The sequence below is a fragment of the Terasakiella sp. genome, assembly GCF_048267425.1.
Lineage (GTDB): Bacteria > Pseudomonadota > Alphaproteobacteria > Rhodospirillales > Terasakiellaceae > Terasakiella.
Genome location: NZ_JBLWXN010000012.1, coordinates 37,685 through 60,826, shown reverse-complemented (window position 1 = coordinate 60,826; position 23,142 = coordinate 37,685). Strand labels below are relative to the sequence as shown.

Annotated in this window: 23 protein-coding genes; 16 read left to right on the top strand and 7 right to left on the bottom strand. The window is 48.6% G+C overall.

All coding sequences use genetic code 11. The features are described 5' to 3' along the window. Nucleotides 1-5 precede the first annotated feature (5 nt). The 5 genes from ACN0VA_RS15765 to serB all read right to left on the bottom strand — a co-directional run bounded on the left by ACN0VA_RS15765 (nt 6) and on the right by serB (nt 4,383). A complete protein-coding gene (locus ACN0VA_RS15765; protein ID WP_417822084.1) occupies nt 6-1,064 on the bottom strand; it encodes a DUF418 domain-containing protein in 1,059 nt (352 codons plus the stop codon). A gap of 61 nt (nt 1,065-1,125) precedes the next feature. After that, on the bottom strand, nt 1,126-2,076 hold the full coding sequence (gene fmt, locus ACN0VA_RS15760) for a methionyl-tRNA formyltransferase (RefSeq protein WP_417822083.1): 951 nt from the start codon (nt 2,074-2,076) through the stop codon (nt 1,126-1,128). A gap of 82 nt (nt 2,077-2,158) precedes the next feature. Next, complete coding sequence (gene def / locus ACN0VA_RS15755) at nt 2,159-2,668, bottom strand: peptide deformylase (protein WP_417822082.1); 510 nt, start codon at nt 2,666-2,668, stop codon at nt 2,159-2,161. Between the two features lie 69 nt (nt 2,669-2,737). Further along, a complete protein-coding gene (locus tag ACN0VA_RS15750; RefSeq protein WP_417822081.1) occupies nt 2,738-3,379 on the bottom strand; it encodes a carbonic anhydrase in 642 nt (213 codons plus the stop codon). A gap of 146 nt (nt 3,380-3,525) precedes the next feature. Then, on the bottom strand, nt 3,526-4,383 hold the full coding sequence (gene serB, locus ACN0VA_RS15745; protein ID WP_417822080.1) for a phosphoserine phosphatase SerB: 858 nt from the start codon (nt 4,381-4,383) through the stop codon (nt 3,526-3,528). 63 nt (nt 4,384-4,446) lie between these two features. Here serB and miaA point away from each other — a divergent pair, with 63 nt between their 5' ends. From miaA to ACN0VA_RS15715, 6 genes are all read left to right on the top strand, one after another. Next, nucleotides 4,447-5,403, top strand: coding sequence for a tRNA (adenosine(37)-N6)-dimethylallyltransferase MiaA (gene miaA, locus ACN0VA_RS15740; protein WP_417822079.1), 957 nt, complete (start codon nt 4,447-4,449; stop codon nt 5,401-5,403). Nucleotides 5,404-5,504: 101 nt separating this feature from the next. Then, complete coding sequence (gene ilvB / locus ACN0VA_RS15735; RefSeq protein WP_417822078.1) at nt 5,505-7,286, top strand: biosynthetic-type acetolactate synthase large subunit; 1,782 nt, start codon at nt 5,505-5,507, stop codon at nt 7,284-7,286. Nucleotides 7,287-7,305: 19 nt separating this feature from the next. Beyond that, nucleotides 7,306-7,824, top strand: a complete 519-nt coding sequence (gene ilvN / locus ACN0VA_RS15730) for an acetolactate synthase small subunit (RefSeq protein WP_188660392.1) — start codon at nt 7,306-7,308, stop codon at nt 7,822-7,824. A 50-nt stretch (nt 7,825-7,874) separates the two neighbouring features. Continuing rightward, entirely contained in the window at nt 7,875-8,894 is a 1,020-nt protein-coding gene (ilvC, locus tag ACN0VA_RS15725) for a ketol-acid reductoisomerase (RefSeq protein ID WP_417822077.1), read from the top strand. A gap of 361 nt (nt 8,895-9,255) precedes the next feature. Further along, complete coding sequence (locus tag ACN0VA_RS15720) at nt 9,256-10,152, top strand: hypothetical protein (RefSeq protein ID WP_417822076.1); 897 nt, start codon at nt 9,256-9,258, stop codon at nt 10,150-10,152. Between the two features lie 106 nt (nt 10,153-10,258). Further along, complete coding sequence (locus ACN0VA_RS15715) at nt 10,259-11,245, top strand: methyltransferase (RefSeq protein ID WP_417822075.1); 987 nt, start codon at nt 10,259-10,261, stop codon at nt 11,243-11,245. Nucleotides 11,246-11,265: 20 nt separating this feature from the next. On the opposite strand, the gene ACN0VA_RS15710 is transcribed toward ACN0VA_RS15715, so the two are convergent. Beyond that, entirely contained in the window at nt 11,266-11,427 is a 162-nt protein-coding gene (locus tag ACN0VA_RS15710; RefSeq protein WP_417822074.1) for a hypothetical protein, read from the bottom strand. 486 nt (nt 11,428-11,913) lie between these two features. Here ACN0VA_RS15710 and ACN0VA_RS15705 point away from each other — a divergent pair, with 486 nt between their 5' ends. From ACN0VA_RS15705 to rodA, 7 genes are all read left to right on the top strand, one after another. Continuing rightward, entirely contained in the window at nt 11,914-12,036 is a 123-nt protein-coding gene (locus ACN0VA_RS15705; RefSeq protein WP_268233793.1) for a hypothetical protein, read from the top strand. Between the two features lie 129 nt (nt 12,037-12,165). Continuing rightward, on the top strand, nt 12,166-13,725 hold the full coding sequence (locus tag ACN0VA_RS15700) for a 2-isopropylmalate synthase (RefSeq protein ID WP_417822073.1): 1,560 nt from the start codon (nt 12,166-12,168) through the stop codon (nt 13,723-13,725). Nucleotides 13,726-13,991: 266 nt separating this feature from the next. Further along, nucleotides 13,992-15,032: a rod shape-determining protein gene (locus ACN0VA_RS15695; protein ID WP_188660406.1), complete on the top strand. Its 1,041-nt coding sequence runs from the start codon at nt 13,992-13,994 to the stop codon at nt 15,030-15,032. Between the two features lie 56 nt (nt 15,033-15,088). Continuing rightward, entirely contained in the window at nt 15,089-16,066 is a 978-nt protein-coding gene (gene mreC / locus ACN0VA_RS15690; protein WP_417822072.1) for a rod shape-determining protein MreC, read from the top strand. After that, on the top strand, nt 16,063-16,572 hold the full coding sequence (gene mreD, locus ACN0VA_RS15685) for a rod shape-determining protein MreD (protein ID WP_417822071.1): 510 nt from the start codon (nt 16,063-16,065) through the stop codon (nt 16,570-16,572). Before mreC ends, mreD begins: the two co-directional genes overlap by 4 nt. A 20-nt stretch (nt 16,573-16,592) precedes the next feature. Further along, nucleotides 16,593-18,479, top strand: a complete 1,887-nt coding sequence (mrdA, locus tag ACN0VA_RS15680) for a penicillin-binding protein 2 (protein ID WP_417822070.1) — start codon at nt 16,593-16,595, stop codon at nt 18,477-18,479. A 9-nt stretch (nt 18,480-18,488) separates the two neighbouring features. After that, a complete protein-coding gene (gene rodA, locus ACN0VA_RS15675; RefSeq protein WP_417822069.1) occupies nt 18,489-19,667 on the top strand; it encodes a rod shape-determining protein RodA in 1,179 nt (392 codons plus the stop codon). 4 nt (nt 19,668-19,671) lie between these two features. Here rodA and greB read toward each other — a convergent pair whose 3' ends face one another. After that, nucleotides 19,672-20,145 (bottom strand): transcription elongation factor GreB, encoded by a 474-nt coding sequence (greB, locus tag ACN0VA_RS15670; protein WP_417822068.1) that lies wholly within the window; start codon nt 20,143-20,145, stop codon nt 19,672-19,674. 67 nt (nt 20,146-20,212) lie between these two features. Here greB and ACN0VA_RS15665 point away from each other — a divergent pair, with 67 nt between their 5' ends. The 3 genes from ACN0VA_RS15665 to ACN0VA_RS15655 all read left to right on the top strand — a co-directional run bounded on the left by ACN0VA_RS15665 (nt 20,213) and on the right by ACN0VA_RS15655 (nt 23,141). Further along, a complete protein-coding gene (locus ACN0VA_RS15665; protein ID WP_417822067.1) occupies nt 20,213-20,764 on the top strand; it encodes a DUF1190 domain-containing protein in 552 nt (183 codons plus the stop codon). A 6-nt stretch (nt 20,765-20,770) separates the two neighbouring features. After that, a complete protein-coding gene (locus ACN0VA_RS15660) occupies nt 20,771-21,931 on the top strand; it encodes a glutathionylspermidine synthase family protein (RefSeq protein WP_417822066.1) in 1,161 nt (386 codons plus the stop codon). Between the two features lie 133 nt (nt 21,932-22,064). Further along, nucleotides 22,065-23,141 (top strand): DUF2336 domain-containing protein, encoded by a 1,077-nt coding sequence (locus ACN0VA_RS15655; RefSeq protein ID WP_417822065.1) that lies wholly within the window; start codon nt 22,065-22,067, stop codon nt 23,139-23,141. The last annotated feature ends 1 nt before the right edge of the window (nt 23,142 follow it).

Genomic DNA, 23,142 nt, shown 5'->3' with positions numbered 1-23,142 from the left:
GACGCCTAGAAACCAGTTACTTTTCTCATAAGCGTTTCGATAGGGCCGCGTTTAAATCGCCGGGCATAAAAGTACGCATAGATAATCGCTGCACCGCAAAAAAGCGAAGCGGCCGTGAGCACGCTTATGACGGATTGCCCACCCAGCATACCCAGTGCCTCAAGCGTGCCCATACCGACAACAATATGTCCGATATAAAGTGATAAAGTCTGGCGCCCCGCAGGCCGTAATATCCTGAGGATACCCAACTTATCCAACCCCATCGCACTTTTCAAACATAGGCCAACAACCAGTGACGCCATACTGATGCCTGCCGCAATATACAGGGGGAACGGCGGTACCGGACCGGTTGCAAACAATAACAACAATTCAGGATCGGCCCCGCGAAACAGGCTTGTGCAAAAAATTGATAAGCTTTCGACACCCACATATCCGAAAACCCCGCATATAATCAAAGCATTCTGCGTATTTCTTTTCTCAAGGGCCAGACGGCTTAAAACAATCCCCCAAAGAAGAAAACTCAGCCACGGAAAAACAGGATGCCAGCCATTGAAAAAAAGATTGCGCGCAAACCCGGCCAATGTCCAAAAATCAACGTAGCTATAATCCGCCCAATTCCAACCTGCATCATAATCAAAGACCAAAAGCATTATGAAAAAAGCAATATTTGTAAGTCCCATCAGAAAGAGCAAATACACGGAAGAAAGGCGTAAACAAAGAACACCGAAAAGGAAATAAAAAGCGTAATAGTGAAGAATGTCAGCGTCAAATATAAGTGTGTTCAACAAGCCCAACACCAATAAAAACAAAGCTCGTTTTATGGTGTCGGTGACAGATTGATTGCCTTTGTCGTTTTTGACCGCCAGCCCCAAACCAATACCAGCCAACACCACAAAAGTTGCCGCAGCACGGCCTTCCAACGCTTTGATGAATAAGCTCAGGACACCCGAATCGGGTTCACCGCCCATCACCACATTAAAGTTGACGATGACCATCCCGACAAACGCCACTAAACGTGCAAGATCCAACCCGTCGAGGCGTGATTTTTCTTGAATGCCACTCATTTAAAATCTCCTTGAAACAGGATCCGTGTTTCGAGTGACATCTGCAATCACATAGGTGTCATCAAAGCTTTTGCCCGACAGGAATATCAAAACCGCGCAAGAAACTTTGTGCATCGGTTGCACCTTTACCGCTGCGTTGCACCTTGATTAAACGTAAAGACCCTTCTGCACAGGCGATCACTAGACCATCTGTATCCAGACGTGTCCCGGCCTCGCCTGACAGGTCGCATAACTCGGCCTCAATTACCTTGATACGATCCTGACCCACGCCAAACCATGTTCCCGGCCACGGGGTAAACGCCCGAATTTTGCGTTCAATCACCGTATTAGGCTGGTTCCAATCAATGCGGCTTTCGTCTTTTTGTAATTTCTTGGCATAAGTTACCCCCTCTTCCGGCTGTGCTTGAGGTTTCGTGTACCCCCCTTGCACCGCCCGCAGGGCTTCCAGTGTCAGTTTCGCACTTTCCATCGCCAAACTATCATGCAAGGTTTCACCCGTTGTTGACGTCGTAATCGCAACCGGTTGGATCAGCAACATATCCCCTGTATCCAGACCTTCATCCATCTGCATAATTGTGACGCCGGAAACATCGTCGCCCGCCTCGATCGCACGTTGAATTGGGGCCGCCCCACGCCAACGCGGCAAAATGGATGCATGGGCATTTAAACATCCATGAACGGGGGCGTCCAAAATCGCCTTGGGCAGAATCAATCCATAGGCAGCAACAACCGCGCAATCTGCTTTCAAATCGGCAAAGGCCTGTTGTTCTTCTGATGACTTCAAACTAACCGGTGTGCGAACCTCGATACCGTGAACCTCCGCATAGGCATGAACGGGGGTCAATTGAACTTTTTGTCCACGACCGCTTTTGCGCGGTGGTTGGCTGTAGACACAAACCACATCATGCCCGGCATCAATCAAGCCTGCCAAAATAGAGACACTGAAATCCGGTGTCCCCATAAACACAAGACGCATGGGGTTTTCTACTTTGAGAAATTCACTTTCAGTCATCGCTCTCTATCCGACGTGTTGCCGGCCCTCTTTTTGCGTCTTTTTACCAGTATATATTTTTAGGAATCATTGAACGAATGGATCAATCCACTTTTTTCATCTTGGTCAGTTTACGCATAATCATAGACCGTTTAATGCGTGAAATATGATCAATAAACAAAGTCCCTTCCAAATGATCAATTTCATGCTGAACACATGTTGCCAGCAATCCATCGGCATCAATTTCATGGGCTGTCCCGTTTTCATCAAGATATTTGACCTTTACGCGTTCGGGACGTTCAACTTCACTGAAACTTTTGGGAACAGACAGACACCCTTCTTCATAAAGGCCTGTTTCGTCAGACGCCCATAAAACCTCGGGATTAATCATCTTCATAGGGGCCGGCTCTTCATCATCGCCCGCCACGTCAATGACGATGACGCGCTTAAGCACACCGACCTGAGGTGCGGCCAAACCGATCCCCGGTGCATCGTACATGGTTTCAAGCATGTCATCCAGCAAGGTGCGGATTTCATCGGTGACATCGTCAACCAGATCTGCCTTCTTTTTCAAGATCGGATCCGGTGCGGTCAAAATATCCAAAATAGCCACGGCGTAACTCTTACTTCTTTTAATTCCATAGATGATCAGGACATAAGAGGATATGACGCCAAGGTCAAGTTAAAGCGGGCCGAATTCGCCTGTTTTGCGGTCAAACGCCGTCATGGTGCCGCTTTCAATGTCGAAATGCAGGCCGTAAATTTTCAACGTTTTGTTTTCCACCCGTTCCTTGATGAAATCAAATTCCATCAAGTTATTCATGGAATTTACGATAGACGCTTTTTCAATTTCTTCGGGGATCCGGTTACCCGCCTTGATCGATTCTGCACAACATCCCGGATTTTCAAAGGTGTTATGCACCATACCGATCCAGTGATGAACAAAGTCTGTTCCCAAGGCTTCCTTATTATTTTCTGTATCAATCGCCGCTTGAATCGCCCCGCAATGGGCGTGCCCCATGATCATAATATTTTCGACCTTCAGGACCTTCACACCATATTCCAGCGCCGAGCTTACCCCATGATGATGCGTATCTTTTTCATAAGGAGGAACCAGATTGCCGACATTACGCACCGCGAAAATTTCACCCGGTCCAATCTGCATGATAATCGAAGGGTCAACCCGCGAATCAGAACACGATATCAACAATGTTTTTGGATGCTGTCCGTTTTCGACCAAATCGTTAAAGGTATCAATATGTTCCAGATAATAACCATCGAGGAACTTTTTATAACCGTCTTTCAGCTTCTTCACAGCTTCCATTGCTCTAACCCTGCTATATCCGATTAACGTCTGTAGAAATGTAGTCAATTACAAAAGCAGGTCAAGGGGAAATAATGGTATTTCGGTATTACAATGCTTAATTGCACTTTATCCCTCGATTTATCTTTTCATATCAATCGCTTAATTTAACGAGAAAATTCACTTTCCGTATAACCTTGCGCAAATAACAGGCTGCGCAGGTTGGTATTTTGCACATTGTGACGCGCTTTTTCCACCACGGAGGGTTTCGCGTGATAGGCCACGCCCAGTCCCGCTTCCAATAACATAGGTAAATCGTTCGCGCCGTCCCCGACAGCCACCGCTTCATCCACAGAAAGCCCCTGTTCCCGGCACAGTGATTGCAGATACGCAAGCTTGCTGTCTTTGGTCACAATCGGGTCGATGACGTTTCCCGTCAAAACCCCATCGATAATTTCCATATTATTGCCCGCATTGAAATCAAAGCCGACATCGGCCGCCACCCGCGATGTAAAAAAGGTGAAGCCACCGGATACAAGGGCGCAATAGGCACCGTTTGCTTTCATGGTTGCGACCAGTTCTTTTGCCCCGGGGTTCAGGTGAACCAAGCCCATTGCTTCTTCCAAAAAGCTTTCCGACAAGCCTTTCAACATCAAAACGCGTTCGCGCAAGGCTTTGCGAAAGGGAATTTCGCCGTTCATGGCGCGTGTGGTAATTTCGGCAACTTGTTCTTTCAGTCCGGCGAATTCCGCCAAATCGTCCAGCGTTTCCCCGGCCACGATGGTAGAATCCATATCCGCGATTAGCAGCTTTTTCTTACGCCCCTGCACTTTTTGAAAAATCACATCAACTTGCGTGAATTTAGACCGAAGATCATTGAGATTAACAACTTCTGAAATCTCAACATCGTAGGCTTCCCCTTCTGACAAACAGACCGGCTTTGCATTCGGCAGATGTTTGAGAATCTGCTCCGGCGTAATTTGTCGCTTTTCAGGGTTTGCAATAAAAGTCAGAACATAGGACATTAGGGTACGAGCCGTAGAGTTTTGCGGTGCGCCATTTTATGCCAGAGGAAACCAAGAAAGTCTATGCCAACCGTTACGAAAAATCAGGTTGTTGTCATCGCGGGTCCCACCGCCAGCGGAAAGTCGGCCCTTGCCTTAGATGCCGCCACTGAATTTAATGGTGTCATCATCAACGCCGATTCCATGCAAATATATAAAGGAATCCCGATCGTCACGGCCTGCCCAAGTCCAGAAGACGAAGCACGCATCCCCCATCGCCTGTATCAAATTATGGACCCGGCAGAAACCTGTTCCGCCGGATATTGGGAAAAGCTCTGTGTTGCGGAAATTGAAAAGGCATGGGCAGAAAATAAACTGCCCATCGTCACAGGCGGAACCGGACTATATATTAAGACATTGGTGGAAGGTATTTCCCAACTGCCCGCCATCCCCGATGATATTCGAAATGACATCCGTCAACGGGGCGACCAATTGGGGGTCGAGGCACTTTACGCCGAATTGCAAGCCAAAGACCCGGAAATGGGCGCGCGCCTGAAGCCACGCGATATGCAGCGAATCTGCCGCGCATTAGAAGTTTTGGAAACCACCGGCAAATCACTGGCCCAATTACAACGTGACATAAAACCCACACCCGCCTTGGACGCCCGTTTTGCAAGTCATGTGGTCATGCCGCCACGTGATGTCCTTTATGCCCGTTGCGACCAGCGCTTTGACTTGATGATTGACCAAGGTGCGGTTGAAGAAATCACCGCCTTTGCCAAGCTTGAACTGGATCCGAAAGTCCCGGCAATGAAAGCACTTGGTGTCCCCGAACTGTTGTCTTACGTGCGCCATGAATGCACCCTGGATGAGGCGCGAAGTCAGGCCCAAATGCAGACAAGACGGTTTGCAAAACGCCAATGCACCTGGTTTCGGAATCAGATTTCTGCGGTAGAAATTCACAATACGCAATATTCGGAAAGTTTGCGTGATGAGATTTATAATAAAATTCGTCATTTTTTGTTGACCCCAGACAGTTGACCCATTAGTTTGCGCAGCTCGAACCTGCGCAGCACTTGCGCGGGAGTTTTTGTGTCTTAAAAACGGGCACAAGAAAATTCGTTGAGACGGAGGATTATTGCATGTCCACGAAACAAATGACCGGTTCTGAAATCATCATCCAAGCTTTGAAAGATCAAGGTGTGGATGTGATGTTTGGGCTACCGGGTGGCGTGCTTCTTCCGCTGTATGACGCACTGTTCAAACAAAACGGTCTCCGCCACATTCTGGTGAAGCACGAACAGGCTGCTGTCCACGCTGCGGAAGGGTATGCACGCTCTACCGGGAAAGTGGGAACAGTCCTTGTGACTTCCGGCCCCGGCGCGACCAATACCGTGACGGGCCTTGTTGATGCCATGATGGACAGCGTACCGCTGGTCTGCCTGACCGGGCAGGTCCCGTCCAGCCTGATCGGCAACGATGCCTTTCAGGAAGCTGATATCACCGGGATCACACGCGGCGTCACCAAACACAACTATCTTGTAAAAGATGTAAACGAATTGGGCCGTGTTCTGCACGAAGCCTATTATGTTGCGCGTTCCGGTCGACCGGGCCCCGTTCTGGTGGACATTCCCAAGGACGTTCTGCTGGCGCTTGGTAATTATACGACACCGGGTAAAAACACGGCAGTTGAACACCGTTCTTACAAACCGCAAGTCAAAGGCGATACGGCTGCGATCAAACAAGCCATTGATTTGATCAAAAACGCAAAACGCCCCCTGTTTTACGGCGGTGGCGGGATCGTCAATTCCGGCGATGCAGCCTGCACATTGTTCAGCCAACTGGTGAAAATGACGGGCATTCCCTGTTCCTTGACCTTGATGGGTCTGGGCGCTTTTCCGGGATCCGATGACCAATTCCTCGGGATGATGGGGATGCACGGCACGTACGAAGCCAACCTTGCCATGCATGACTGCGACGTTATGATCAATATCGGGGCGCGTTTTGATGACCGTGTTACGGGCGCGTTGGATAAATTCTCGCCGGGATCCAAGAAAATTCATGTGGATATCGACCCCAGCTCGATCAACAAAAACATTATCGTGGACGTGCCGATCATCGGCGACGTTGCCCATGTTCTGGAAGAGTTGATCAAACACTGGAAAGCCGACCAAGCACAAGTGAACGCAAAAGCTTTGGATAACTGGTGGAAAGAAATTAATGAATGGCGCAAAGTTGACAGCCTGAAATACACCAAATCCAATAAAGTCATTAAGCCGCAATATGCCTTGGAACGCATCCGTGATCTGGCAAAAGAAACGGGTAAAGACACCTATTATACGACCGAAGTTGGTCAACACCAGATGTGGGCGGCACAACATTTGTGCTTTGAAAAACCCAAACGTTGGATGACCTCTGGCGGTCTGGGCACAATGGGATATGGCTTCCCGTCTGCGATGGGCGTTCAAACCGCGCATCCCGATGCCTTGGTTGTTGCCATTGCCGGGGATGGTTCCTTCCAGATGAACCTGCAGGAAATCGCCACCTTAATGGCCTATCGCCTGCCGGTGAAATGTTTCATTCTCAATAACAAATTTCTGGGGATGGTTCGCCAATGGCAGGAAATGTTCCACGGTGAACGCTATTCCGAAAGCCATATCGACGTTCAACCTGATTTTGTCAAACTGGCCGAAGCCTATGGTGCAACAGGCCTGCGCGCGACCACACCGGGTGAACTGGATGACGTGATTAAGCAAGCATTTGCTTCTGACCTGCCAACCATCGTCGACATTTCGGTCGATGCAGAAGAAAACGTTTTCCCGATGATCCCGTCCGGTGCGGCCCATAATGAAATCATTCTCGGCCCTGAGGATTCTCAATCCAGCGAAAACGGCGGCAGCGTCGAATCCGGTGTTCTGGTTTAAAGCTTAGGAGTAACAAAAAATGACCAATAACGACAAAGATGACCTCCTACGCCACACAGTTTCCGTTCTTGTGGACAACGAATCCGGTGTTCTGGCCCGCGTTGTGGGCCTGTTCTCCGGTCGGGGTTACAACATTGACAGCCTGACCGTGGCCGAAGTCGACCATGTGGATAATTTGTCAAAGATTACAATCGTTACCAGCGGTACGCGCCAAGTGATCGAACAGATCAAAGCGCAGCTGGATCGCCTTGTTCCTGTGCGCAAAGTCGTCGATCTCACCATCGACGGCCCCAGTGTGGAACGCGAAATGGCGTTGGTAAAGGTTGCAGGCGAGGGGGAACATCGTGTAGAAGCTTTGCGTATTGCCGATATTTTCCGCGCGCGCGTTATCGATAGCTCGAATTCTTCCTTCGTATTCGAAGTGTTCGGTAAAGCCGGCAAAGTCGATGCGTTTATTAAACTGATGGAGCCACTGGGGCTGGTTGACGTTTCACGTACCGGTGTCGTGGCAATTTCTCGCGGAGCCCAAGGGCTCTAAGAGAAGCGTCTAATTTTTTTATTGTCTTATAGTTCAAGGGGTATTTGAACATGCAGGTTTATTACGATCGTGACGCAGACGTCAATTTGATCAAAACCAAAAAAGTAGCCATCGTTGGTTACGGCTCCCAAGGTCACGCACATACATTGAACCTGCGCGACTCCGGTTGCACAGAAATCGCTGTTGCGCTGCGCGAAGGCTCTGCTACACGTAAAAAAGCCGAAGGCGAAGGCCTGAAAGTTATGTCTGTTGCTGAAGCTGCAGCATGGGCTGACGTACTGATGATCCTGACACCGGACGAACTGCAAGCCGGTATCTACAAATCAGAAATCGCACCGAACCTCAAAGAAGGTTCTGCACTGGCATTCGCACACGGTTTGAACATTCACTTCAACCTGATCGAAGTTCCGGCTGGCAACGACGTTATTATGATCGCGCCGAAAGGCCCGGGTCACACTGTTCGTGGCGAATACGTGAAAGGCGGCGGTGTTCCCTGCTTGATCGCGGTTCATCAGGATGCGTCCGGCAATGCCAAAGAAATCGCCATGTCTTACGCATGTGGCGTTGGCGGCGGTCGTTCCGGCATCATCGAAACCAACTTCAAAGAAGAATGTGAAACCGACCTGTTCGGTGAACAAGCTGTTCTTTGCGGTGGTTTGACTGAACTGATCCGTTATGGTTTTGAAACATTGACAGAAGCCGGTTACGCACCGGAAATGGCTTACTTCGAATGTTTGCACGAAGTCAAACTGATCGTTGATTTGATGTACGAAGGCGGCATGCACAACATGCGTTATTCTATCTCTAACACAGCGGAATACGGCGACTATGTTTCCGGCCCGCGTGTTATTGATCCTTCCGTTAAAGACCGCATGAAAGACGTTTTGACCGATATCCAAACCGGTAAATTCGTTCGTGACTTCATGTTGGAAAACCAAGTTGGTCAACCGTTCCTGAAAGCACGTCGTGCGCAAGGTGCGGCTCACCCGCTGGAAGAAACAGGCGAAAAACTGCGCGGCATGATGCCTTGGATCAAATCCAATGCATTGGTCGACAAGGAACGCAACTAAGCCCTCGGGTTTAGAACGCGTAGCTCCACTTTGGTGAGAGCATTGCACGCACTGCAAGAAGAAAGAGGTCCGATATCTGTCGGACCTCTTTTTTTAATGAAAATACTTTTTGATTGTGTTTATATATATACAACAACATATAGAGGTTTTCCGGGATTACATATGATAAAATCATACATTTTTATTTTCAAAAGAAGCGTTCTATTTATTCCCATACTATTAATGACTTATGCTGGAATTTACGTTCTGGAAAACGAAGGTATTTTTTTATCATCGGGCGAAATTTTAAGCTTGTTTTTTTTATGCTCTTTATCTGTCTTTGGCGTATCTCTTTTCTGGAAAATTTGGCGGAGAACATGAAATGAAAATGGGATTTAGCATTGGACTAACTTTAATGGTTCTTTCTGCTTGCACCCCAATTAATATAGTTGATTGGAACTATGATGGTGGCGGTGGCGGTGGAAACAGTATTGTCGTACCTGAATTCACCTATGCAAAAATGCTCGAGTCTAGGCAACTTAAGAAAATTAGACCTGCATATATTTATCCTAAATATATAGAAAACGGATCCTATTGGTTATCACAAGACAGATATGGTAGTTACGGCTATCTGCTATTTGGGGATAATTCTGACAGAACTCTTTCCACACGAAAAGCTGTCGCAAAAGCATTCGCCGCTATGTATGAAAAACATGAAGGCTACACACGTGTTACTGTTCCTACACAAGCCATTGCTTTGTTAACCGTACCTTTAAAAGAAGGTAAATATAGTTGGGATATTCAAAAACTATATAGCAAGCGTGATATTAATTTTTTTAAGTCTTTTCTATCTTCCTACGATTACGCTTATAGCAATGAACTTCTCAACGCATTAAATTTGAAAAATAAAGATATTGTCGTAGTCTTTAGCCCTTATCCACTAGATATTAAAGAAGCAGATAATTTTTCTTATCTTAAAAATGAAATCGCAACTTTTGATTTCTCAAATTTAATTAGTTGTCATGCTGATCACCTCTTTCAGCAAATAGAAAATATATTCACAACTAATACTAAGATGTCTTTTCTAAATGTCACTGTTGCGAATGTGAATGAAACTCCTATCAAAGCTTCTTTACTTGTCCCCAATATTAAAGAATTTAAAGATGAATGGTTAGAAGGAAATCCGTATTCTCGTTTTACTTCCGAGCTAACCCGTTTTTCGAAAATTTTTTCTGCAATCAACAAGAAACAAGAAACATGTCAGGAAGTAAGTTTCTAGACCTACACATGAATAAAATCGAAGTTATCCTTTGATTTTATTCGTTTGATAGAACTCATTTTTCCCCGTAGATAATCGCGATTGAAACCCTTTCCCCGTAGGTCACATGTCGCGACATTCTGCTTTTATGCGTTTGGATTTTGCCCTTGGTATGTTGGAGGAAGGCGATCTGGACGCCGCCATCGAAGCCGCCTTGGCCGCCATTGATGCCTTGCCCAACGAAGCGCAGTTTCATTTTGTGCTGGGGGAGCTTTACGAAAAGACAAAAGCACCTGAGAAAGCCATTACCGCCTATCAACAAGCCCTGATTTTGCAAGATCAGGATCATCTTGGGGCAGGTGTGCGTCTGTCTTTACTGGGCGCAGGTGAACACATGCAACGTCTACCGGCTGATTATGTCGAGGCCCTGTTTGACGATTACGCCCCACGCTTTGAGAAAAATTTGCTCAAGCATTTATCTTATCGCGCACCGGAACAGGTTTTCAATCTGTTGTTTACCCATCTTGCCAAAATGCCTCGCAAACCGCATGTCCTTGATCTAGGGTGTGGAACAGGTTTGGCAGGGCAACATATCCACCCCATCGCTGGTCGTCTGGAAGGCATTGATCTTTCCAAAAAAATGTTAAAACAGGCGGAAAAGAAAAAAATATATAACCGCTTGCTGCAAGGCGATATTCTTGCCGAGATCGCGGAAAACGCACCACGTTTCGATCTGGTTATCGCTTGTGATGTATTTAACTATCTCGGGGATCTCAGTACTGTTTTCCAACGTACTGTACAACGCCTGCGCCCCGGTGGTTTTCTTGCCTTTAGCGTGGAAAGTTCCGGTTTTGACCCGTCTTGTGAAAGCTTCAACCTTAATCACACACAGCGCTTTATCCATAATCGTCAAACGGTGCGCAATTGGTTGTCGGCAAGCGGATTTCATATCATCGAAGAACGCTTCGTTCCCATTCGCACGGAAAATGGCGAACCTGTAGAAGGCCATCTCGTCCTCGCCCGACTAAAAACACAGCTATCTGCAAAGTTGCCCCCGTTTCCTGCTGAAGAAACAGAAACGGCCCGACAGCACATTGCCATCGAGCCGATGTAACGCATTGAAATTGTGTAGCCTTAGGCGAGAATATTAATCCCGCCCCGTGCGGCAGCGGCGGCTGAGGCTTTCGCCTGCTCGCTCACTTGTTCCACAATTGTTGCGGCCGCAGCGGTCTGGCTTTCAATAGCCTGCCGCGTCATAGCAATGCTGGCTTCCTGATTGTTCGAAGCTTTTTGCATCGCCATAGCACTCACCGCAAGTCCGGTAATATCCATGTTTCAACGTCCTTCTATCGTTTAAAACGAACTTCTGTCGTCTACCACAACAGTAAAACACCGATTGCTCAAAGAGTCAATTTTTGCGGAAATTGAAAAACACACATAGAAAAACCCTGCACTCGGAGGGGGGGGGGTATAATAAGCGCAGGGTTTTCTATGTGCTTTCAGGGAAGGTGGGGGCAATCCAATCGATTGGAATCGTAAGGAGAGTTATCCCTGAAAATCTCTAGGACCATTTAATACTGGCGATAACGGTCCTAAAGTATGACTTCGAGTGTGAATGTATCATACTTTATATCTATTTCACCCTTTTTTTTTGCGAATAATTAAAAAAAAATCATCCGCAGGAATTCAACAGAGACGATTTTCCCAAAAAGACGTTGACAGACGGCCCCGCAATCCCGTTTTATATAGGCAGAGAAAAAGTGAACCAAAGGTTTCAATTCCATGACCGCTTTTGAAACAAGCATGATGATCTTAAGTGCAGGCGCGTTAAGCGCGGCCTTGATCGTGCGTTTCTACGGTCAAAAACAACTCTCTCTCCTCCTCGCACGACTTACTCGCCCCTGAGCGAGCCCTGCTTCTTGTCCATGATTTGAAAAAAGTGACCTGAAGCAACGTTCAGGGGATAAGGCTTGTTGCTTTTCCAAGCTGTTTTCACTAATTTTCGTAGCAAATGCCATTTCTAGGATGAGATAGATGACAACCGATTCAAACCGCGTAATTATTTTTGACACCACCTTGCGTGACGGAGAACAATCCCCCGGCGCCTCCATGAACCTGGAAGAAAAGCTGCGCATCGCCAATACATTGGAAGAAATGGGTGTAGATGTCATCGAAGCCGGTTTCCCAATCGCTTCGGAAGGGGATTTTGAATCGGTCAGCGAGATCGCCAAACAGGCTGAAAATGCCAGTATTTGTGGCTTGGCCCGCGCCGCACGTGGTGATATTGAGCGCTGTTTCAATGCCGTTAAGCACGCGCCGAAACATCGCATTCATACGTTTATTTCCACATCGCCACTGCATATGAAATATAAATTGCAGATGGAACCCGATGCCGTTTTGGCGAAAGTCAAAGAATCCGTGACATTTGCGCGCTCCTTGGTCGAAGATGTCGAATGGTCCGCAGAAGACGGCACCCGAACCGAAGCAGACTTCCTGTGTCGTTGTGTCGAAGCCGCCATTGATGCCGGGGCACGCACGATCAACATCCCCGATACCGTCGGCTACACAGTACCGGAAGAATACTATGCCATGATCGATATGTTGATGAACCGGGTTCCCAACATCGACAAAGCGATTATTTCCACCCACTGTCATAATGATTTGGGTTTGGCGGTTGCAAATTCCCTGTCGGCTGTGTGCGCAGGTGCGCGTCAGGTGGAATGTACCATCAACGGTCTGGGCGAACGCGCCGGCAATGCCGCCTTGGAAGAAATCGTCATGGCCTTGCGCACCCGTAAGGACTTCCTGCCCTATGATACCGGCATTAAATCCGAATTGATCACACGGGCCTCGCGTATGGTATCGGCGATCACAGGCTTTTCCGTCCAGCCCAACAAAGCCATCGTCGGCAAGAACGCCTTTGCCCACGAATCTGGCATCCATCAGGATGGCATGTTGAAACATGCCGGAACTTACGAGATTATGACACCGGAAAGTGTCGGACTGGATAACGCCAACAAAATCGTCTTGGGCAAACATTCTGGGCGCCACGCATTTAAAGATAAGCTGTCTGCCTTGGGGTATGAGCTGGGTGACAATGCCTTGAACGATGCCTTCAAACGGTTCAAGGATCTGGCCGATCAGAAAAAAGATGTTTATGACGAAGACATTATCGCCTTGGTCGATGATGAAGTCATGCGTGTCAACGAACGGGTCAAACTGAAACATTTCCAAGTCACCTGTGGCACCCATGTCAAAGAACAAATCGCGGCTTTGGCTATCGAAGTTGACGGGGAAGAACGTAAAACCATTGCCGCAGGCGACGGCCCGGTCGATGCCGCCTTCAAGGCGATTAAAGAAATTGTGCCCCTGCCCAACGCCCATTTGGAACTGTATCAAGTCCATGCCGTGACCAAAGGGACGGACGCACAGGCCGAAGTCACGGTTCGTCTGGAAGAAAACGGCAAAACCATCAATGGACGGGGTGCGGACGTGGACACGGTCGTTGCCTCCATCCATGCTTATTTAAACGCGTTAAATAAGCTGCTGGTTAATCATTCAAAAGACCAAAAAGAAAAGTTAAAAACCGCCTAAATCACGGACACTAAAGGGAGAAAGGCAAACCTTGTTTTCTCCCTTTTTTTTAGCCCTCATCTTTTGTTAACTTCTTTGCTTCATCATGCATGGGTTAAGAAGTGTGTGACGTCTCGAACTGTTACAAAAAAAATGTTTGCGACTCGTGATAAGGACTAGTATTGCAGCACGCGACTTCTTATAAAGGTTAATCGGTTTTTCGAAGTATTTTTGAAAAGCCATTTGGGTTATCAGGGCTTGGCCTGCAAAACGAGAGTTGAGGCGAGATGTTTTCAAAACTGTTCGGCGTTCTGTCCGCTGACATGGCAATCGATTTAGGAACTGCAAACACACTGGTTTACGTCAAAGGTAAAGGGATTGTTCTAAACGAACCGTCCGTTGTCGCCATTGCCGATAACATGGGTAAAAAACAGGTTCTCGCCGTTGGTGAAGAAGCCAAGCAAATGCTTGGCCGTACACCGGGTAATATTCAAGCCATTCGCCCTTTGCGCGACGGGGTGATTGCTGATTTTGAAATTGCCGAGGAAATGATCAAGCACTTTATCCGCAAGGTGCATAATCGTCGCAGTTTTGCCGCCCCTCTGGTTGTGATCTGCGTGCCTTCCGGCTCCACTGCCGTTGAACGCCGCGCCATTCAAAATTCTGCTGAAAATGCAGGTGCCCGCAAAGTCATGTTGATCGAAGAACCGATGGCGGCAGCCATTGGTGCAGGCTTACCTGTGACCGAACCGACCGGTTCCATGGTCGTTGATATCGGTGGCGGTACAACCGAAGTTGCCGTCCTGTCTTTGGGTGGTATCGTTTATGCACGTTCTGTGCGTGTCGGTGGCGACAAAATGGACGAAGCCATCATTGCCTATATCCGCCGCACACACAACCTGCTGGTTGGTGAAGGTACCGCAGAACGGATTAAAAAAGAAATCGGCTCCGCTTGCCCGCCGGAAGATGGTGAAGGCCGGACGATGGAGATCAAAGGCCGCGATTTGATGAATGGCGTGCCGAAAGAATTGGTCATTTCAGAGCGCGAAATTGCAGAAAGCCTGACAGAACCTGTCGGCGCCATTATCGAAGCCTGCAAAGTCGCCCTTGAAAACACCGCCCCAGAACTGGCGGCCGATATCGTTGATAAAGGTATCGTCCTGACAGGCGGGGCTGGCATGTTGCGCAATCTGGATTTCGTTTTGCGCCATTCCACCGGATTACCGGTTTCCATTGCCGATGATCCACTATCTTGCGTCGCACTGGGAACAGGTCGCTCGCTTGAAGAAATGAAGAAGCTCAAGCACGTCCTGTCTTCTATGTATTAATAAATAAAGCGTTTTATCTTAAAACGCTTTTGCCTTGAGAATGAGGGAAACATCTTTTGGTAAAGCACGGACCAGGCGCACAAAACCGGGTCGATGTGATCCGAAATCTGCTACAGAGATTTGCATATCTCGGGCTGATTTTGGCGGCTTTTGCCCTGATGATGCTGGGCAAGGCTGAAACGATCATTGTCGAAGAAGCCCGCGCCCGCATTAACGATGCTTTTGCCCCCATTCTCGAAGCGGTTGCGGAACCGGCAGAAACCGTGCGCGGTTATCTGGCTGAAGCGCGACAATTTTTGGCCGTGCATGAAGAAAACCAACGCCTGAGCGAAGAAAACAAACGTTTGTTAAAATGGCAAACCGTTGCCCGTCAGGTTGAGGGTGAAAACACCGTTCTGCGCGAACTGCTGAAATTTGAAGTCGGACCGCAAGCCACTTACAAAGCCGCCCGCGTCATTTCCGATGACGGCGGGATTTTCTCGGAAAGCATGCTGGTTTATGCCGGTGTTCGCGAAGGGGTGAAAAACGGACAAGCCGTCGTCACCGGCGAAGGCCTTGTCGGGCGGATTGCCGGTGTTGCCTATCGTTCTGCCCGTATCCTGCTTTTATCCGATTTGAACTCCCGTATTCCGGTAATGATCGAAAGCTCACGCGCACGCGGGATTATGATCGGTCGCAACGAAGAAAAACCCATTTTAAGTAAACTGCCACCCGGCACCATTGTATCACCGGGTGATCGCATCGTGACATCCGGTCACGGCGGTGCTTTCCCGCAAGGGATTCCCGTTGGTCAGGTTTCCTCTGTCAGCGATAAAGCGATTGAGGTCACTTTGTACGTCGACAGTTCCCGTCTTGAGATTGTGCGCATTATTGATTACGGACTGGATGGTATTTTGGATCGTGACCGTTTAAAAACCGATCTTCCCAAAAATGATATCCCAGAAAAACCGGTTGCACAGCCTGTTCATACACCGATTGAAATGCGCACCGTCGTGCCAAAACCGGGGACAGAAAGGAGACCGTCAGAGCCATGAAACCGGGTTTTTGGCAGCGTCTCGATTTATGGGCGCGCAATATCTCTCCGGTGGGATTGTCGGTCGTTCTTATTTTGCTCAGCGTCATTCCCACCCATATTCCGGGTTACGGGTCCATCGTACCGCAATTGGCGTTAATGGGTATTTTCCATTGGACCGTTTTTCGCCCCGATCTGTTACCAATCATTGCCGTTTTCGCCATCGGCATTCTGCAAGATGCGTTAAGCGGTGCACCGATGGGATTAAACACGATTGTTTATCTTACGGTATTCGGTGTCGTTCTGGGTCAACGCCGTTTCTTTTTGGGTAAAACCTTCTGGGTGGAATGGCTAGGGTTTAGCATCATTGCGGCCGGGGCCGCCTTGCAAGCCTGGTTGTTACTGTCCGCCTATCACGTGCATGTTCTTATTCCCGGCCCGATCTTTTTTCAATATCTGATGACCATTGGATTTTACCCCCTTCTGGCATGGCTTATGGGCCGCTGGCAACGTACTATTTTGCGATAATAACAAAGGAAGCCGTTTAAATGCACCGCAGCTCGGACAGATCAAAACTCTTCAGCAGACGCGCGGCCGTCCTCGGCGGTGGCAAGCTGGTTTTGATGTCTGCACTGGTCGGGCGCATGTATTATCTGCAAGTCGTCGAAGCCCCGCGTTTTAAAACAATGGCGGAAGAAAACCGCATTTCCATCCGCTTGCTACCGCCTCCGCGTGGTAATATTGTGGATCGTTTTGGCGAAGAACTGGCAGTCAACGAACAAAACTACCGTGTCATCATCACCGCCGAAGATACCAATGGCAACCCAAAGGGGACGCTGGATACATTGGGTCAAATTATCGAAATCGGTGAAAAAGAAAAAAAGAAAATCCTGAAAGAAATCAAGCGTAAACGCAGCTTTGTCCCCGTTACCGTGCGCGAAAACCTGACATGGGAAGAGGTCGCACAGATCGAAGTCAACACACCGGACCTCCCCGGCAGTGAAATTGATGTCGGTCAGACCCGTCATTACCCCAAAGGCAATTACAGCGCACATGTTCTGGGCTATGTGGCTTCCGTTACCGAACGTGATGCGAAAGACGATCCTTTATTGGAATTACCCGGCTTTCGAATCGGTAAATCCGGCATCGAAAAACTGCATGATTTAAAACTGCGTGGAACGGGTGGCACTTCACAGGTTGAAGTCAACGCATTGGGTCGTGTGATTCAGGAAGTTCAACGCCAAGACGGGGAACCCGGCGCAGAAATTACCCTGACATTAGATGCCGGCTTGCAAGAAATGGTTGCCGAACGTCTGGGGGAAGAAGCCGCAGCAGCCGTTGTTCTGGATATCCATACCGGCGAAGTCCTTTCTATGGCATCCAGCCCGACATATGACCCAAATGCCTTTAATCGCGGGCTATCCCACAAAGAATGGCAAAACCTGATCACCAATCCACGTGGCCCCCTGACCAACAAAGCCATTGCCGGGCAATATGCCCCCGGTTCCACCTTTAAAATGGTTGTCGCCTTGGCCGCCCTAGAAAAAGGGGTCATCACCCCCTCACAGGAAATTTATTGCCCCGGTCACATGGAACTGGGCAACGCACGCTTTCACTGCTGGAAAAGAGGCGGGCACGGCAATGTCAATATGGTGGAAGCCCATATGCATTCCTGTGATGTCTATTTCTATGAAATCGCCAAACGCACCGGAATTAACCGCATACACGATATGGCGCGACGCTTGGGAATCGGTGAATTAAACGGCATTGACCTGCCCGGCGAGCGCACCGGCTTGATGCCGTCGCGGGACTGGAAACTGGCCACCATCGGTGCACCGTGGCAAGGCGGGGAAACCTTGATTACCGGTATCGGTCAAGGTTACGTATTGGCAACCCCTTTGCAACTGGCCGTGATGACGGCACGCATTGTCAGCGGGACCAAAATCATTCCACATCTGACACGTAAAATCACCACCAGTGATGCGGTCGAGGTTCCGGTCCGCACCACATTCGAACCACTGGGCATTTCACAAGCCCATTTAAAAATCGTGCAGCGCGGTATGAATGCCGTTACCAATATCCCCGGTGGAACAGCCTTTCGCTCGCGCATCAAGGAAACTGAATTCGCGATGGCCGGAAAAACCGGAACGGCACAGGTTCGCCGTATTTCCAAGTCCGAACGGGACACACGGGTGTTAAAAAATGACGAGCTGCCTTGGGAACTGCGCGATCACGCCTTGTTTGTCGCCTTTGCGCCTTACGACAACCCGCGCTATGCGGTTTCCGTCGTGGTTGAGCATGGCGGATCGGGTTCAAGAACGGCGGCACCCATTGCCCGCGACATTTTGCTGGAAGCCCAAAGACGCGAATCTGCACGCGGTGAATTATTGGTTCCCACCAAGACCACCCCTAAAAAAAATGAGAAGGAGGCGTAAGTACACACCATGATGACACGCTATCGCCTCGGGCAAGATAAACTCACGCTTGGTCGCAAAATTCTCGAATTAAATTGGGGGTTTGTTCTTTTACTGATTTTAACGGCCTGTGTGGGATTTGCCATGCTTTATTCCGCTGCCTCCCCCGACCCAAACGTCCCCGGGGCAATCGGTAGCTGGGATCCTTGGGCCAAACGTCAACTCATCCGTTTTATCGGCGGCATGGGTATCATGTTTATTGTCGCGCTGACCGATATCCGGATCTGGTTGCGATATTCCTATATCCTTTATTTCATTGCACTTGGCTTGTTGATTGGCGTTGAAGTCAAAGGATCGATTGGGATGGGTGCACAACGCTGGATCAGTCTGGGGTTTTTCCAGCTTCAACCGTCCGAACTGATGAAAATCACAATTATTCTGGCACTGGCGCGTTACTTCCACGGACGCAGCCTTGAAGAAATTCAAAGCATTCCCTATCTGTTTGTGCCCTTATTTATGGTCGCGGCCCCTTCTGTCTTAATTTTGCGCCAACCCGATCTCGGGACAACCTTGATGCTGATTCTCGGCAGTGGTGTAATTTTCTTCCTTGCCGGTGTGCGTCTATGGAAGTTTATCCTTGTCGGCACATCTGCCTTGGCCGCCATTCCCGTAGCGTGGCAGTTCCTGCATACCTATCAGAAAAAACGGGTTCTCACCTTCTTAAATCCCGAAAATGATCCATTGGGGGCTGGCTATCATATCATGCAATCCAAAATCGCGTTCGGGTCCGGCGGCATTGCCGGCAAGGGATTTGGATTGGGTTCACAGAGCCACCTTAACTTCTTACCAGAAAAACAAACCGACTTTATCTTCACCATGCTGGCAGAAGAACACGGTCTTATCGGCGGACTTGTCGTGATGGGACTCTATCTGTTGTTATTGATCTACGGCTATGCCATCGCCATGCGTTCACGCAACAATTTTGGTCGTCTGGTTGCTTTGGGTGTGACGACAACCTTTTTCCTCTATGTCTTCATTAATATGGGAATGGTGATGGGCCTTTTACCGGTTGTCGGGGTTCCCCTACCGTTGATTTCATATGGCGGAACGGTGATGATTTCCATTCTCTTCAGCTTCGGCCTGTTGCTTAGTGTTTCAATCCACAAGGATGTCACCATCTCGCGCAAGGGCGAACACGAAGACCTTTAGCCAATCAATACCGGATTTCAAGAATTTCCAATTCATCGTCGCCTTTTGGGGTTTTGACTGTTACCAAATCCCCGACACGCGCTTTCATCAACGCACGCGCAACAGGTGAGATCCAACTGATCAGGCCATTGGTGGAATCGACTTCGTCTTCCCCGACAATGCGTACGCTGACTTTTTCTTCGCGTTCGTTTTCATACACAACAAATGCCCCGAAAAAAATCTGGTCGCGATTGGTCTGTTCTTCCGGGTTCACCACAACCGCGGCTTCTATGCGTTTTGTTAAAAACCGTACCCGTCGATCAATTTCACGTAAACGGCGCTTACCGTACTGATAATCGGCATTTTCTGATCGATCACCATTGCCTGCCGCCCATGTGACAACTTTGACCACCTCGGAACGTTCCACCGACCAAAGTTGGTGTTTCTCGTCTTTTAGCGTTTGCAAGCCTTGTGGCGTTATATAATTCGGTCTTTCCATGGAACTTTCACTTGTGTGTTTCTCTTTTCCTACTAGATTAAGACCCAAAGGTCAAAACAGGTGTGATATGAAACGTTCCAAATCTTTAAAACTTGCCCTGATGGGCGCGACAATCCTTACCATGACAGCTTGCGACAACGGCGATGAAGTCGCTGCTATTTTCGAAGATGTCGATGAATGCGCACGTTATGAAGGACAGGATTTGGATCAATGCCGCCAAGGGTTTGAACAGGCTGCAGCTGAACATATCCGCACAGCACCCAAATATACCTCCGTCGAAGATTGCCAAGCTGATTTCGGTAATGAAAATTGCGAACAAGCCCCCATGCAAACCACATCGGGCGGGTCGGTTTTCATGCCGATGATGATGGGTTATATGATGGGGTCTATGCTCAGTGGCGGAACACGTTCCAACGTGGCAACCCAACCGCTCTATCGTTCAAAAGACGACCCGAAAAGCTTCCGTACAGGTGATAACCAAAAAGTTGCTACCCAAACCGGTGTGCAAAAAGTCCCGTCAAACGTTACGAAAAGCCCAAGCACAAAAACCTCGACCCTGCGTCGCGGTGGTTTTGGCTCAACAGCCGCACGTATGAGCACCCGCAGTTTCGGCGGATAAGAAATCATGCATCGTATCCGCATTGAAGAACGTCCAAACTGGCAACAATTGGCGAAGGAAGTCGGCTTTCATTTTCATACAATCGACGGCGAACGCTATTGGGATGAAAGTGCCTGTTATCGATTTACACTGGATCAAATTGAAAACCATATCGAAGACCCAACTGCGGAACTCGAACAAATGTGTTTTCAGATTGTTGACCGTGTCGTTCAGGATGAAGCCTTGTTGCAAAAGCTGGCCATCCCGCGTTCTTACTGGGATTATGTGCGTCAAAGCTGGCTAAACCGGGAAAAAAATTTATATGGCCGTATGGATTTTTCCTATGACGGACAATCCCCAGCCAAGCTTTTGGAATATAATGCCGACACACCGACCTCCCTTTATGAAAGTGCCGCTTTTCAATGGGTTTGGATGGAACAGGCAATGGAACAAGGGTTGATCCCACCCGATTGCGATCAATATAACGCCATCCACGAATCCCTTATCGGTGCTTTTGCCAATATGAAGCTGCAAAGCCCCCTGCATGTTGCCGCCTGCCAAGGAAGCCTGGAAGACGAAGGCACCGTTCTGTATCTGGAAGAATGCGCAACCCAAGCTGGTCTTCAGACCCATTTCATTCATATGGAAGAAATCGGAATTGATGAAAAAGGCCGACTGACCGATTTACAGGACAATGTCATTCATACCCTGTTCAAGCTTTATCCGTGGGAATGGATGATGCAGGAAGAATTCGGCGAAGCCATGCCGACATCCGGGACAACCTTTATTGAACCGGCATGGAAAAGCATCCTCTCCAATAAAGGATTGCTCCCCCTATTGTGGGATATGTTTGAAGGTCATCCCAATCTCCTTCCCGCTTATTTTGCCGATGACCCCGATGCGCATTTGGTCGGCGAAGCCTTTGTCCGCAAACCTCTTCTGTCTCGCGAAGGCGCAAATGTCAGCATTCATCAGGCGGGTGAATCTTTGGAAAATGTTGAGGGACCTTACGGGGCGGAAGGCATGATCGTACAGGCCTTACACCCCCTTCCCGTTTTTGAAGGAAACCATACCGTCATTGGCAGCTGGCTGGTCGCCAGTCAGCCCTGTGGCATCGGGATTCGCGAAGATAACAGTGCGATTACCAAGGATAGCTCACGTTTTATCCCTCATGTCATTCGGGATTGATCCCGGTTTAAGGGATTGAAAAAAGTAACACTGCTGTGCGCGTGATCACATAAATTCTTTCATTTTAATTCTACTATAGGGAATAAATTAGAATTTTGATATAATAGGCGAGGCAGCATTAAGGGATATGGTCATGGCGGAAATTACGTTAAACGATGTGAAGTTGCTTGACGGTGACAGTTCGCCGGCGCGACGTGCTGTGCTCGCACAGAAACTGGCAAATGACCTGAAAAACAAGACCCTTTCGGAAACCGAGTATGATCTTGCCATTGCGATTTGCCAAAAACTGGCTGACGATGTCGATACAACCGTTCGTAGGTCCCTCTCTCACGCCCTTAAAAAGAATAACGATATCCCCAAAGATTTGGCCCTTGGTCTTGCAAAAGATGTTCTTGAGGTCAGTCTGCCCATGCTGGAATTCAGCACCTTGCTGGAAGACAGCGATCTTATAGAAATCATCCATACGGGCGATAATGATCGTCAAATGGCCATTTCCCATCGCCCAACCCTGAGCCCCACCTTAACGCACAGTTTATGTGAAGCCGGAAGCGAAGCCGTTGTGGAAAGCACCTTAAAAAATGAAGGCGCGTCTTTTGAAGACAATACATATGAACTTGTCCTGCAGCGTTTTGAAAAAAGCGAAGCCATTCACGAAGGGCTGGCGACGCGCCATCAACTGCCACCCCATATTATTGACCTGTTGGTTGATGTCGTTAGTGACCAGTTAAAGGCCTACCTCCTGAGCCATCAGACATTATCGCCTGTTCTGATCGAACGTGTGGTACTGGAATCACGTGAAGATGCCAAACGCCGATTGTTACATGACCCTCGTTCTAAACGCGACGCAGAGAAACTCGTCCTTGCTATGAATAAACAGGGGAAACTAACCCCGGAATTGATTTTCCGCGCCTTGGAAATTGGGGACCGTCCTTTCTTTGAATATGCAATGGCACACCGCGTTGGAATTGATATTCAAGCGGCCCGGACTTTGATTAAAGACCCCGGCGAAAAAGGCTTCGCTGCCCTTTATAAAAAGGCAGATCTACCACGTAAAGACTTCAGTGCGATTAACTATCTGGTCGACGTGGAATATCGCAGCCATAGCCATAGCCCGATTACAGCGCGCGAAAAACGTGATCCCCATGCGGGACAACCGGAAAGCTGGTTGACAGAGACCGAGACAAAAAAGAAAAAGTGGCGCTTATTCTAGA

Coding starts and splice junctions, on each gene's coding strand:
- ACN0VA_RS15765 (WP_417822084.1), bottom strand. CDS start 1,064: ATGAGTGGCATTCAAGAAAAATCACGCCTCGACGGGTTGGATCTTGCA.
- fmt (WP_417822083.1), bottom strand. CDS start 2,076: ATGACTGAAAGTGAATTTCTCAAAGTAGAAAACCCCATGCGTCTTGTG.
- ACN0VA_RS15750 (WP_417822081.1), bottom strand. CDS start 3,379: ATGGAAGCTGTGAAGAAGCTGAAAGACGGTTATAAAAAGTTCCTCGAT.
- serB (WP_417822080.1), bottom strand. CDS start 4,383: ATGTCCTATGTTCTGACTTTTATTGCAAACCCTGAAAAGCGACAAATT.
- miaA (WP_417822079.1), top strand. CDS start 4,447: ATGCCAACCGTTACGAAAAATCAGGTTGTTGTCATCGCGGGTCCCACC.
- ilvB (WP_417822078.1), top strand. CDS start 5,505: ATGTCCACGAAACAAATGACCGGTTCTGAAATCATCATCCAAGCTTTG.
- ilvN (WP_188660392.1), top strand. CDS start 7,306: ATGACCAATAACGACAAAGATGACCTCCTACGCCACACAGTTTCCGTT.
- ilvC (WP_417822077.1), top strand. CDS start 7,875: ATGCAGGTTTATTACGATCGTGACGCAGACGTCAATTTGATCAAAACC.
- ACN0VA_RS15720 (WP_417822076.1), top strand. CDS start 9,256: ATGAAAATGGGATTTAGCATTGGACTAACTTTAATGGTTCTTTCTGCT.
- ACN0VA_RS15715 (WP_417822075.1), top strand. CDS start 10,259: ATGTCGCGACATTCTGCTTTTATGCGTTTGGATTTTGCCCTTGGTATG.
- ACN0VA_RS15710 (WP_417822074.1), bottom strand. CDS start 11,427: ATGCAAAAAGCTTCGAACAATCAGGAAGCCAGCATTGCTATGACGCGG.
- ACN0VA_RS15705 (WP_268233793.1), top strand. CDS start 11,914: ATGACCGCTTTTGAAACAAGCATGATGATCTTAAGTGCAGGCGCGTTA.
- ACN0VA_RS15700 (WP_417822073.1), top strand. CDS start 12,166: ATGACAACCGATTCAAACCGCGTAATTATTTTTGACACCACCTTGCGT.
- ACN0VA_RS15695 (WP_188660406.1), top strand. CDS start 13,992: ATGTTTTCAAAACTGTTCGGCGTTCTGTCCGCTGACATGGCAATCGAT.
- mreD (WP_417822071.1), top strand. CDS start 16,063: ATGAAACCGGGTTTTTGGCAGCGTCTCGATTTATGGGCGCGCAATATC.
- mrdA (WP_417822070.1), top strand. CDS start 16,593: ATGCACCGCAGCTCGGACAGATCAAAACTCTTCAGCAGACGCGCGGCC.
- rodA (WP_417822069.1), top strand. CDS start 18,489: ATGATGACACGCTATCGCCTCGGGCAAGATAAACTCACGCTTGGTCGC.
- greB (WP_417822068.1), bottom strand. CDS start 20,145: ATGGAAAGACCGAATTATATAACGCCACAAGGCTTGCAAACGCTAAAA.
- ACN0VA_RS15665 (WP_417822067.1), top strand. CDS start 20,213: ATGAAACGTTCCAAATCTTTAAAACTTGCCCTGATGGGCGCGACAATC.
- ACN0VA_RS15660 (WP_417822066.1), top strand. CDS start 20,771: ATGCATCGTATCCGCATTGAAGAACGTCCAAACTGGCAACAATTGGCG.
- ACN0VA_RS15655 (WP_417822065.1), top strand. CDS start 22,065: ATGGCGGAAATTACGTTAAACGATGTGAAGTTGCTTGACGGTGACAGT.